Here is an 11,364-nt window from a genome sequence, read left to right as displayed (position 1 = left end):
TCTCACCACCGCGAAATCCTTCCTGACCGGCGACTTTCTCACCTACTACGGGCAGTTCACCCAGCAGGTGGTGGCGCCGGCCGCGAAGCAGAAAACGGTGAAAACATCTGCGGCGGTGGTCCGTTCGGCGGTCGAGCAGATCCATCCGGATTCGGCCGTGGTGCTGGTGTTCATCAACCAGACCACCACCACCTCCGACAAACCCGATCCGTCGATGACCTCGAGCAGCGTCAAGGTGTCGCTGTCGCGCGTCGACGGGAAGTGGTTGATCTCCTCGTTCGATCCGGTCTGATCGGCAGCACACTCGATATCAGTGCGCCACCATATCCTTCCAACTCGCCGGCCGGGCGCCGGCCAGATCGCCCTGCCGATACATCCTTCCGTCCGGCGCCAGGTAGTTCCCGGTATGTGGGTCGTAGTGCGCGAATCCCACCGACGGTTCGGCCCCGGTGCGCGATGCCGCGGGAGCGTTCAGCCCGGGAATCCTGGGTAGCTCGAGCTGCGGCAGCTGCGGCAACGGGGCCGCCGGCGCGGGCGCGGGAGCGGGGGCGGGCGGATTCCACCGCGAATCCGGCGGAATGCCTTGCGATTCCAGATTCGGATCGCGCGGGTACGGTCCCACCACCGGCTGGTCCGGCGCCACCGGTTCGTACTCCTGGTCGCTGTTGCAGATCTCCGCTGTCGGCGCCCGCTTACCCGGTTTGCCGGCACACGGGAAGTTGCGCGCACCGCGTACCGCGACGGGCGAATCCTGTGGCAGCTTGCAGTACAGCCCGTCCGGGGTGTCGATCGTGGTGGTGTCCGAGGGCGGCCGCCATGCCGACGGCGGCAGGAAGCCGACCGTACAGGCCGGCGGATCCGAGACGCCGCTGATCCGGAAGTCTCCGGGCCCCAACCCCTGTGCGTTCTTGGTGGGTTGCACCGCCTGCACGATCGAGACCTCGGGCGGCAGCAACACCAGCACCTGTTCCAGCCCCGCGTGATAGGTGACGCCCAATTGCGCGACCGAGGTCAGATTCGACAACAGCACGGGCAGCGTGAGTTTCACCGAATCCAGCAGTTTCGTCGCCTCCCGCGCCGCGCCCGGTCCGGTGTTCAGCAGCGTCCGCACCTGCTCGTCGTCGGTCGCGATCTGTCCCGATACCCCGGCGAGGCTGCGCGCCCAGATCCGGATCGCATCGGCCGAGCGGTCCTGCGAATCCACCAGCGGCTCGGCCTTCGCCAGCAGGTCACGGGTGGTGTCGCCGGTCCGATTCGCATCGGCGGCCACGGTCGCGGCCGAGTTCAGCAGCGACTGCAGGTCGTAGCGCGCGCCGTTCACACCGGTGAACACCTCGTCGAGCATGTCGTGCAGCCGGTCTTTCGGAATACTGCCGACGAGGCTGTCGAGTTCGTCGAGCATCGGCCCCACCGGCTGCGGAACGGTGCTGTCGCGCACGTCGATGACGGATCCGTCGTGCAGATACGGCCCCGCGTCGGTGCGCGGTTGCAGGTCGACGTACTGCTCACCCACCGCCGACACACTGCGCACCTGCGCGCGCAGGTCGGCGGGAATCTTGTGCCCGCCGTCGATCGACAGGGTCGCCTTCACCGCGTCGTCGGTCAGATCGACGGAGGTGACCTTGCCGATCTGGACCCCGCGATAGGTGACGTTGCCGAATCGGTACAGCCCACCGGAGGTCGGAAGTTCCAGCGTCACCTTCATGGTGCCGATGCCGGCGAGGGTCGGCAGCCGCATGTACTGCACGGCCATCGACACCATGCCGATCACGGCCAGGATCGAGAAGATCACCAGCTGCGCTCGGACGAATCGGGTGAGAATCATCGGCCGCCTCCGTTCGGATCGGACGGGTTCACCGGAGCACCCAGCGGGTCGTTGGTCGGCTTGCCGTAGCCGGGGTCGCCGACCATGGCCTGCAGCACGGCATTCGGATCTCCCAGGGGAGTGCCGAGCAGCAGTTCGCGGCGCAACCGCGGCACCGTGAGGTCGATGGTGGCGAACAGATTGACGTAGTCGCCGCGGATACCGTGGTCGATGCCGTACTGCCCGTAGGGGAACACGGTGAGGAAGGAGACCGCACCGTCGATCTTCGACCCCACATCGGCCAATTCCCGCAGGGTCGGTTCGAGGTTGTGCAGATTCGTCAGCAGATCCGCCTGCACCTGCGAGATCACCCCGGTCGCGGTGTCGCTGAAGGTGCGCAGTTTGTCCAGGGCGGTGGTGATGGCGGGCCGCTCGGTGAGCAGCACCTCGAGCGCGGGCCCGACCTGACGCAACGTGTCGCTGACCGTATCGCGCTGCTGGGCAAAGGTTTCCGCCAACCGATTCAACCCGGTCACGGTGGCGAGGAGGTTGTCGCGCTGCTGATCCAGCACGGTCATGAACGCGTCCAGGCGCGGAATCAGGTCGTGGATGGCGCCCTCGCGACCGGAGAACGCGGCATCGAGATTGTGGATGATGTCGTTGATCTGGCCCATCCCGCCGCCGTTGAGCACCACCGACAGCGACGCGAGAGTCTGTTCGGTCGACGGATAGGTCGAGGTCCGGTTCAGCGGCACGGTCGCCCCGGGCCGCAGGCGCCCGCTCGGCGCCTGTCCGGCCGGCGGATTCAACGCCAGATGGGTCGAGCCGAGCAGGCTGGTCTGCCCGATGGTCGCCGCCACATTCGCGGGCACGACCACATCCGGTTTCACCGAGACGTCCACGACGGCGTGCCAGCCGTGCACGGTGATCGACCCGACGCTGCCCACCACCACGTCGTCGATCATGACCGGCGAATTCGACACCAGCGTGCCGACATTCGCCATTTCGACGTGGTAGATCGCGGCGTCCGCACCGTGACCGGGGGCACCGGGCAACGGCAGCGAATCCACTCCGCGCCAGCCACATCCGGTGACGGTGACCAGTGCGCACGCGCACAGAACCAACAGCCGCGCGATCATGACGGTGGCCTCCCCCAGGGCTGGAGCAGTTCGGTGACCGACGTCGGCGCCGACGGGCCGGGTTGCTGTCCGACGATCTTCGGCACCAGATCGGGTTCGCTGTAGATCACGTTGTTCGGATCCGGCGCCGGTCCGGTCGCCGGGCTCACCGGGAACGGCAGATAGTTGAAGCTGAGCAGGGGCAGGATCGGGCCCAGATACTGGCGGCACTTCTCCCCCGACTCCGCGGCCGTGGCGTTCTCGATACTCGCCACACCGGCGCAGATGAACTGCATCGGGTTGGAGAAGTTGTTGAGCTCGAAAACCCCTGCCTCCGTGCCGGTGTCGGGATTGTAGATGTGATAGAAGTTGGCGATGCTGTTCGGCGCGATATGCAGCAGATTCTCCAGATCCGCGCGATGATCCACCAGATTCTGGGTCACGTTCGCCAACCGCTGCACCTGTTCGCCGGCCTTCGCGCGGTTCTCGGAGACGAAGCGCTGGACCTCGCCCACCGCGACCGACAGTTCGCGCAGCGCGGCGTCCAGATCGGATGTGCTGTCGTCGACCACACTGGACAGCGTCGCGAGCCGATTCTCGAACTGGACGATCTCGGTACCGCTGCCCTTCAACGCGTCCACGAAGGTCTGCAGATTCTGCAGGATGTCGACGATATTGCCGCTGCCGTCGGCCAGGATGCGCCCCACCGCGGACAGCTGGGCCAGCATCTGCCGCAACTTCTCCCCGTTGCCGTCGCTCAGTGCGGCGGCGGTGCTGTCGACGAATCGGCCCATCGAACTGCCTGCGGCGCCGCCATCGGGACCCAAACCCGTTGCCAGCTTGGTCAATTGGGCCTTGATCTCGTCCCATTCCACCGGTACCGCGGTGCGTTCGACCGGGATCACCGCACCGTCGGCGAGCGTCGGGCCGCTGGTCCGATACGCGGGCGTCAATTGGACGTAGCGGGCCGCGACCAGGCTCTGCGCCACGACCACCGCCCGCGCGTCGGCGGGCACGCGGACATCACGGTCCACGGCGAGCACCATTTCGGTGGTCGTCCCTCGCGGGGTGATCGACCGGATATGCCCCACCTTCACCCCCGCGACACGCACGTCGTCGCCGGGGTAGATGGCGGTCGCGGTGGTGAATATCGCCGTGAAGTGCGTGGGCCCGAACAATTCTCGATAACCGATCGCGCCCCCGGTCACGACGACCGCGACGATCACCACGGTACCGACGATCCGGACGATCCATCTCGTACTCATCGCGGCGGCTCCGGATGCGGTAGCGGGAACTGGGCCGGCGGGTTCACGCCGAACGCCCGGTCGATGAAGGGCTGAATATCCTGGCCGTCGATGAGATTCGCGACGTAGGCGTTGTAGAAGCGGCCGCCGGAGACGGCTTCCCCCTGTGTCAGGGCGACTTTCGCGTATCCGGGGATGGCCTTGCCGATATTGTCGCGATTCTTCTCGAGCATCGCGGCGATGGAGTTGAGCCGGTCCAGTGTCGGCCCGAGCGCGGCTTCGTTGTCGGCGACCAGACCCGACAGTTGCTTCGCCACCGCGGAGGTGTTGGCGAGCAGGTCTACGATTTCCTGCCGGCGCTGCGCGAGCACATCGACCAGCGCATCAGCGTTGAGTATCAACGAATTCACCTGCTGACTGCGCTGGGCGAGCACCGAGGTGACCGTGCCCGCGCCTGCCAGCAGCTGCCGCAGCGATTCGTTGCGGCTGTTGATCGTCTTCGACAACTGCGTGAGCCCGTCGAATGCGGGACCCACCTGCGGTGCGATGTGGTTCAACGTCGAGGACAGCATATCGAGGGAACGGTTGAGCGAATCGATGTCGATCGCCGAGGTCTTGGTGCTCAGATCACCGACGGCATCGGTCAGCGAGTACGGCGAGGACGTACGCGAGGACGGAATGGTGTCGAGCGAGCGCATCCGGCCGGCTCCCGCGGAGATCACCGTGAGATCGCGCTTGCCCAGCAGCGAACTGGTCTTGATATGCGCGGAACTGCCGGTGCCGAGCCGGATGGTCGAGTTCACCGAGAACACCACCAGCGCATCCCCGTTGTGCAGCACCACCTTCTGCACCGTGCCGACCCGCACGCCCGAGACGATCACGTCGTCGCCCACCGCGAGCCCGGCCGCCTCGCCGAACAGCGCCTGGTAGCGCACGGTGGTGCCCCATGCCATGAACTTCTGCGATTGCAGGCCGATCAGGATGACGCACACCATCATCACGATCCCGACCAGTCCGGGACGTAACAGATGGCCGCCGCGGTAATGCAGCATTACGGTGCACACCTCCCCGTCTCGGTTTTGATCCAGGGCAGCTGGACCACCTGCCCGGACTGATCGCTGACCCGAATGGTCAACGCGCACACGAAGTATTGGATGAAGTTGCCGTAGGAACCGGTCCGCACCATCTTCCGGAAGTTCTCCGGCGCCCGCTGCAATGCGTAGTCGACCTTGTCCTTACCGTCGTCCACGGCCGGTGCCAGCCGCGCGAGCTGGTCGACGGTGTCGGCCAAGGGGGCCCGACTCTGCGTGAGAAGGTCCGCGACCGAGGCGGTTCCGCGGTCGAGCGCGTCGATCGCGGAGCCGATCGGATCGCGGTCCTGAGACAGCTGGGTCACCAGTTGCTCCAGGCGGTCGATGGCGTCGGAGAACTGGGTGCCGTTACTCGCGAGGGTTTCCATCACCTGGTTCAGGTTGTCGATCAACTTGCCCACCACATCGCTGGTGTCGGCGAGCCTGGAGGTGAAGGAGGCGGTCTTGGTCAGCAGCGAATCGACCGTGCCCTCCTGGCCCTGCACGATCTGCACCAGCGACCAGGTGAGCGAGTTGACCTCCTGGGCGTCCAGGCCCTGCAGCACCGGTTTCAGGCCGCCGAGCAGGAGGTCGAGATCCAGTGCGGGCGTGGTTCGTTCGAGCGGAATGCGCGCGCCGGGCCGCAGGGTCGCGGTCGATCCCGGACCGTCGGTCAGTTCGAGATAGCGGTCGCCGACCAGATTCAGATAGCGGATGGCGGCCTTGGTGCCTCCGGTGAGCACGATGTCGCGGTCGGCGTCGAAGGTCACCACCACCCGCTGATCCGGGCGCAGCGTCACCCCCCGCACCCGTCCCACCTCGACTCCGGCCACCCGCACACTGTCTCCGGAGCGCAGTCCCGACGAGTCGGTGAATTCCGCCGAGTAGCCGTTGGTCGAGCCGGTGCGGTACTGGCCGAAGACCAGGACCAGGAATCCGGAGAGAACCACCATCACCAGCGCGAAGGCGCCGAATTTCAGCAGTGGTGTATCCCGTTGTCTCATCGCGGACCTCCGGCGGTGGGATCGACGGCCCCGAACAGCACGCTCTGCAGCAGATCCGGATTCACGCGCAGGGTGCGGTTGGTATTCGGGAAGGGCACGGCGCCGTCGTCGACCACCACGAACTGGGGCTTGCCGTTGTAGGGCACCGGCAGCACCGAACACTGCGGACCACCGGATGCGGCGACCTTCGGCAGATCACGTGGATACCGATACGGTTCCGCGCCCCACAGGAAGTTGACCGTGAGGCCCATCCCCGGAACCTGCACCGGTTTCACATTGTCCATGTAGTCCAGGCCCTCGATCGAACACTTCAGCGCCGGTGCGTATTCGGCGGCCAGATCGGTGGTGGGCACCAGCAGGTGCAGCATCGAGGCCAGCGGCGCGCCGTTGTCGCCGAGCACCTGATTGCCGACATCGGCCAGGCCGATCGCGTTGACCAGCAGTGCGTCGAGATTCGCTTGTTCATCCACCACGGTCCGGCTGATCGTGGCGGCATTGCGCGCGGTGGAGAGCAGATCCGGCGCGGCGTCGCCGTAGGAGGCGGCCACATTCGGTCCGGCGGAGATCTCGCGGCTCAGGGCGGGCAGCGCCGGTTGGATCTTCGCCAGGAACGAGTCGAGATCGGTGAGCATCTGCCCGACCTGTTCGCCGCGACCGTTGGTCGCACCCGCGATCGCCCCCAGCGTCTCGTTCAGCTTCTCCGGTTCGATCTGGCCCAGCACCGCGGTCAATCGCTCGAAGATGGTGTTGATCTCGACCGTCACGTGCCCGGAGTCGAAGATCTGGCCGGCGTGGATCGAGGACGCGGATTTCTGTGCGGGCGGCAGGAATTCGACGAATTTGGCGCCGAACACCGTGGTGGAGGCGATGTCCACGGTCACATTCGACGGGATCCGTCGCACCTGTTCGGCGTCGATCGCCAGCTCGATCGCGGCGAGTCCGTCGGGCCGCTCGTCCACCGCGGCCACCTTGCCGACGGTCACCCCACGCATCTTCACCTTCGCGTCGGGATACATGACCAGACCCGCGCGCGGTGACAGGACGGTGACCCGCACGGTATCGGCGAATCCGCCGCGGAACATGACCACCGCCAGTGCGACCACCCCGGCGATCGCGGCGATCGACAACAGACCCACTATCGGTCGTAAAATGTTGCGCAGCACAGCTTCTCCCCTAGCCCGACAGGTTGAAGTTGCCGTTGGAGCCGTAGATGGCCAGCGAGACCAGCAGGGTGACCGAGACGACCGCGATCAGCGAGGTCCGCACCGCGTTGCCGACCGCGATACCCACGCCGGAGGGCCCACCGGCGGCGAAGAACCCGAAATAGCTGTGTATCAACAGAATCGTGAGCGCCATGAGGATCGCCTGCACGAACGACCACACCAGATCGAGCGGATTGAGGAAGGTGGTGAAGTAGTGGTCGTACAGCCCCGAGGACTGGCCGAGCAGGAAGACGGTGGTGACCCGGCTGGCCAGGAAGGACGCCACCACCGCCAGTGAGTACAGCGGGGTGATCGCGATCATTCCGGCCACGATGCGGGTGCCCACCAGATAGGCGATCGGTTCGATCGCAATGGATTCCAGCGCGTCGATCTCCTCGTTGATCCGCATCGCGCCCAACTGCGCGGTGGCTCCCGCGCCGAACGTCGCCGCCAGTCCGATGCCGGCCACCACCGGCGCCGAGATGCGCACATTGATGAAGGCCGACAGGAATCCGGTCAACGCCTCGATGCCGATATTGCCCAGCGAGCTGTAGCCCTGTACGGCCAGGGTGCCGCCGGTCGCCAGGGTGAGGAATCCGACGATCACCACGGTGCCGCCGAAAACCGCCAAAGTGCCCGAGCCCATGCTGAATTCGGCGATGAGCCGGATGGTTTCCTTCTTGTAGCGCCACGCGGCGAACGGCGCGCCGAACAGCGCCCGCACATAGAAGAGGGTGTGATCGCCGATGCTGCCGAGGCTTTTCACCGGCCGGCGGGCCCGCCGCACGGCACGCGGATATCTCGCTTCCAGTACCACAGCCGTATCCCCTCATCTGGCCGTCATCTGGATGCCGATCGCGGTCACGACGACATTGATCACGAACAGCGCCATGAAGGCGTAGACCACGGTTTCGTTCACCGCATTGCCCACGGCCTTGGCGCCACCGGAGACGATCAGCCCGCGGTAACACGCGATGAGGCCGGCGACGAGGCCGAACAGCAGCGCTTTGACCGCCGAGATCACGACTTCGTTCAGCCCGGTCAGCAAGGTGATGCCGTTGGCGAAGGCGCCGGGGTTGACGTTCTGCACATAGACCGAGAAGACGTAACCACCGGCGATACCGATGATGCAGACCAGACTGTTCAGCAGCAGCGCCACCAGCCCCGAAGCGAGCATGCGTGGCGTGACGAGTCGCTGTACCGGATCGATGCCGAGGACCTCCATGGCGTCGATCTCCTCGCGGATGGTCCGCGAGCCCAGATCCGCGCACATCGCGGTGGCACCGGATCCGGCGACGATCAGCACGGTCACCATGGGACCCACCTGGGTGACCGCGCCGAATGCCGCGCCCGCGCCGCTGAGATCGGCCGCACCCAGCTCGCGCAGCAGGATGTTGAGGGTGAAGCTCACCAGCACGGTGAACGGAATCGCCACGAGCAGGGTCGGAATCAGTGACACCCGTGCCACGAACCAGGATTGCTCGAGGAATTCGCGGGTCTGGAAGGGGCGGCGGAAGGCGAATTTCACCGCGTCGGCCGACATGGCGAACAGCCCGCCGACGGTCTGCAGCCCGCCCGCCGAACGGCGGGACAGACTCCGGGACCACCCCGGCAGAGTTATCGCCATGCCGCCACCTCCCGGAGCCCCGCTGCGTCGCGATCCTGACGGAAATCGCATTCTCGGTTTCGATAATGCTACATCCGCGAGGCAAGAACGCAATAGCTAGTGCGAGTGGGTAGCGTTTCGGATCACCAGCGGTTACGCGCCTCTTCCGCCCAGCCGGTGAGGCCGTCGAACTCCACCCAGTCCCCCTCGTCGGTGCGGGCGCGGCCGGTGAAGTGCCCGAAGCACTGATGAGTGTCGTTGGCCAGCACACCCAACGCCGTCCGGGATTCGCGCACATGGAAGGGAGTGAACTCCACGGCGACGCGTGGACCACGAATCACCCACGGCCGCAGCCAATCCCGGCGGTCGTACACCCATTCCAGCTCGTCGCCGATCTTGTGCAACCGGCCGCCAACGAACAGCGCGTTCTCGGTCGAACCCGTGCCGTCGGTCCACCTGCCGCCGAGCTGGATCGCCGTCTCCGGACCGCAGCCGGCGGCCCAGTTCCACGCGATCGAGTACGGCCACTTCCCGCGTCCGTGGTCGAGGACGGCGAATCCGTCGTCGATCACGTAGGCGACGCCGTCCACGGTGAGGGTGCCCGAGACCGGGCGGCCGAGATCCTTGACGGTGTACTGGAAGCGCTTCGCACTCCACGGCACCACGACACCCAGCGATTCGTGTCCGGCCGGCAGCCCGGCCGTCAGATCGATATCCATCCGCGGCGTGGCGGCGTGAATCCTGGTGCCGCCCAGCTCGTTTCGCAATTCGATCACCAGATCGCCAGCATGCCCGGACGCGGTACCGACGCCACTGCGGTCGGGAAGGTGCACACCGCGGGCGAACGGCGTCACCACATCCTTGACGATCTCGGTGCCGTTGGCCCGGTCGAACAGGTAGATCCCCTGTAGCCCGGCGTAATCCAGCGACGTCAGCACGATTCCGATGATGTGATCGGGAGTGACGATGCCCCAGTACTCCCATCGCTTGGTGCGACCCCAGCCGCGCAGATTCGCCCGGTGCAGGGGGCGGCGCGTCCAGCCCACCGCGTCGGGGTTCAGCCGGCCCCGCGGCGTGCACAGATCGACACTCGCGGTGATCTCGCGCTCCGTGGTCACCCTTTCGGCCATCGTGGCCCTCCTTCGCTGCCGCGGTCGCCGCGACCGCGGTCGATCCATTGTCGCGGCCGGGCCGGTCATCACGAACGGGCCACGCCCGCGACGAGGCGATGACCGGCACACGTGTCCGACGTCATGCTGGACGTGTTGCGCTTCCAATAGCTCTGAGTATGCTCATTAATGAGCGCACTCATTCTTATCGACCGATGGGAGGTGTCGGGTGGCAAGCACACAGCAGAGCCGGCAGGTCGGGCGGCGGGTCCGCAATATGCGCGAGAAGCAGAGCCGGATCTTCGAGGTGGCCGCACGCTTGTTTGCCGAACGCGGATTCGCCGCGGTCACCACCCAGCAGATCTCCGATCGGGCCGATATCGCCGCAGGCACCCTGTTCCGCTACGCCTCGTCCAAGGGGCAACTGCTGCTCATGGTGTACAACGAGGACTTCCGATCGGCACTCGAGACCGGCGCCCGCCGTGCCCGCGACATCGCCGATCCGGTCGGCGCGATCACGGCACTGCTGCGGCCGATCCTGGTCGCGGCCGCGCGCAATACCGAGAACACCATCGCCTACCAGCGCGAATTGCTGTTCGGCCCGCCCGAGGAGACCTACCGCGAACAGGGGCTGGCGTTGGTGGCACAGCTCGAGTCGGTCCTCGCCGAGATCCTGCTGACCGCGGTTGCGGACTCCGTCGATCCCACGGCCGCGCAGCGGGAGGCGGCGCGCGTGGCGGGCCGCAGTCTCTTCGCGGTCCTGCACATGGCGCTGGTGCGCCCGTCCACCGGCGTCCACCCCCACCACGATCCGATCGATGATCTGCACGCCCAGATCGCTCAGCTCGTCGCCGGTTTCCGCAGCGCCGCGGCCACCGGAACCTGAAGAACACCAGCGCGGACCACGGTCCGCAGAACGGAGTCGACATGTCCGGCACGATTCGCAAGGTGAGCGTCCTCGGGACCGGAGTCCTGGGATCCCAGATCGCCTTCCAGACCGCCTTCCACGGTTTCGAGGTGACCGCTTACGACATCAACGACGAGGCGCTGACCGCGGCGCACGAGCGTTTCGACAAACTCGCGGCCACCTACCGTGAGCAGGTACCGGGCGCGGGTGACGGCAAGGCCGAGGCCACCGCCGCGGGCATCGCACTCACCAGCGATCTCGCCGAGGCCGCCCGGGACGCGGATCTGATCATCGAAGCCG

At 66.3% G+C, this 11,364-nt stretch carries 11 protein-coding genes and 1 pseudogene; 3 read left to right on the top strand and 9 right to left on the bottom strand.

Going from position 1 to position 11,364, the window contains the following annotated elements:
* A pseudogene (locus tag RJ03_RS02740) lies at nucleotides 1–292 on the top strand (twin-arginine translocation pathway signal); the annotation flags it as partial.
* An 18-nt stretch (nucleotides 293–310) separates the two neighbouring features.
* Here RJ03_RS02740 and RJ03_RS02735 read toward each other — a convergent pair.
* The 9 genes from RJ03_RS02735 to RJ03_RS02695 form a co-directional block, all read right to left on the bottom strand.
* Nucleotides 311–1,825: an MCE family protein gene (locus RJ03_RS02735; RefSeq protein WP_245552165.1), complete on the bottom strand. Its 1,515-nt coding sequence runs from the start codon at nucleotides 1,823–1,825 to the stop codon at nucleotides 311–313.
* Nucleotides 1,822–2,943 (bottom strand): MCE family protein, encoded by a 1,122-nt coding sequence (locus RJ03_RS02730; RefSeq protein ID WP_036497691.1) that lies wholly within the window; start codon nucleotides 2,941–2,943, stop codon nucleotides 1,822–1,824. Before RJ03_RS02730 ends, RJ03_RS02735 begins: the two co-directional genes overlap by 4 nt.
* Entirely contained in the window at nucleotides 2,940–4,187 is a 1,248-nt protein-coding gene (locus tag RJ03_RS02725) for an MCE family protein (RefSeq protein WP_083870565.1), read from the bottom strand. Before RJ03_RS02725 ends, RJ03_RS02730 begins: the two co-directional genes overlap by 4 nt.
* Nucleotides 4,184–5,218 (bottom strand): MCE family protein, encoded by a 1,035-nt coding sequence (locus RJ03_RS02720; RefSeq protein WP_036497689.1) that lies wholly within the window; start codon nucleotides 5,216–5,218, stop codon nucleotides 4,184–4,186. The genes RJ03_RS02725 and RJ03_RS02720 overlap by 4 nt, the downstream gene beginning before the upstream one ends.
* Entirely contained in the window at nucleotides 5,218–6,240 is a 1,023-nt protein-coding gene (locus tag RJ03_RS02715; RefSeq protein ID WP_036497688.1) for an MCE family protein, read from the bottom strand. Before RJ03_RS02715 ends, RJ03_RS02720 begins: the two co-directional genes overlap by 1 nt.
* The gene (locus RJ03_RS02710) at nucleotides 6,237–7,403 is read right to left on the bottom strand and encodes an MCE family protein (RefSeq protein ID WP_306304661.1); all 1,167 of its coding nucleotides are present in this window, start codon (nucleotides 7,401–7,403) and stop codon (nucleotides 6,237–6,239) included. The genes RJ03_RS02715 and RJ03_RS02710 overlap by 4 nt, the downstream gene beginning before the upstream one ends.
* A gap of 10 nt (nucleotides 7,404–7,413) precedes the next feature.
* On the bottom strand, nucleotides 7,414–8,259 hold the full coding sequence (locus tag RJ03_RS02705) for an MlaE family ABC transporter permease (protein WP_036497687.1): 846 nt from the start codon (nucleotides 8,257–8,259) through the stop codon (nucleotides 7,414–7,416).
* Nucleotides 8,260–8,271: 12 nt separating this feature from the next.
* Nucleotides 8,272–9,069, bottom strand: coding sequence for an MlaE family ABC transporter permease (locus RJ03_RS02700; RefSeq protein WP_036497686.1), 798 nt, complete (start codon nucleotides 9,067–9,069; stop codon nucleotides 8,272–8,274).
* Nucleotides 9,070–9,191: 122 nt separating this feature from the next.
* Nucleotides 9,192–10,178, bottom strand: coding sequence for a DUF2804 domain-containing protein (locus RJ03_RS02695; RefSeq protein ID WP_198163873.1), 987 nt, complete (start codon nucleotides 10,176–10,178; stop codon nucleotides 9,192–9,194).
* 208 nt (nucleotides 10,179–10,386) lie between these two features.
* Here RJ03_RS02695 and RJ03_RS02690 point away from each other — a divergent pair, with 208 nt between their 5' ends.
* Both RJ03_RS02690 and RJ03_RS02685 read left to right on the top strand, forming a co-directional pair.
* The gene (locus tag RJ03_RS02690; RefSeq protein ID WP_306304660.1) at nucleotides 10,387–11,043 is read left to right on the top strand and encodes a TetR/AcrR family transcriptional regulator; all 657 of its coding nucleotides are present in this window, start codon (nucleotides 10,387–10,389) and stop codon (nucleotides 11,041–11,043) included.
* A gap of 41 nt (nucleotides 11,044–11,084) precedes the next feature.
* Nucleotides 11,085–11,364: 3-hydroxyacyl-CoA dehydrogenase NAD-binding domain-containing protein (locus RJ03_RS02685; RefSeq protein ID WP_036497685.1), on the top strand; the 280-nt coding region annotated here is incomplete at its 3' end.

Origin of the sequence: Nocardia aobensis NBRC 100429 (assembly GCF_000308375.1) — a bacterium.
Lineage (GTDB): Bacteria > Actinomycetota > Actinomycetes > Mycobacteriales > Mycobacteriaceae > Nocardia > Nocardia aobensis.
This window is presented reverse-complemented; position numbering and strand designations above follow the sequence as displayed.

Excerpts from the sequence above, each read along its gene's own strand:
- RJ03_RS02730 (WP_036497691.1), bottom strand. The coding sequence starts at position 2,943 with ATGATCGCGCGGCTGTTGGTTCTGTGCGCGTGCGCACTGGTCACCGTC.
- RJ03_RS02700 (WP_036497686.1), bottom strand. The coding sequence starts at position 9,069 with ATGGCGATAACTCTGCCGGGGTGGTCCCGGAGTCTGTCCCGCCGTTCG.
- RJ03_RS02695 (WP_198163873.1), bottom strand. The coding sequence starts at position 10,178 with ATGGCCGAAAGGGTGACCACGGAGCGCGAGATCACCGCGAGTGTCGAT.
- RJ03_RS02725 (WP_083870565.1), bottom strand. The coding sequence starts at position 4,187 with ATGAGTACGAGATGGATCGTCCGGATCGTCGGTACCGTGGTGATCGTC.
- RJ03_RS02735 (WP_245552165.1), bottom strand. The coding sequence starts at position 1,825 with ATGATTCTCACCCGATTCGTCCGAGCGCAGCTGGTGATCTTCTCGATC.
- RJ03_RS02715 (WP_036497688.1), bottom strand. The coding sequence starts at position 6,240 with ATGAGACAACGGGATACACCACTGCTGAAATTCGGCGCCTTCGCGCTG.
- RJ03_RS02720 (WP_036497689.1), bottom strand. The coding sequence starts at position 5,218 with ATGCTGCATTACCGCGGCGGCCATCTGTTACGTCCCGGACTGGTCGGG.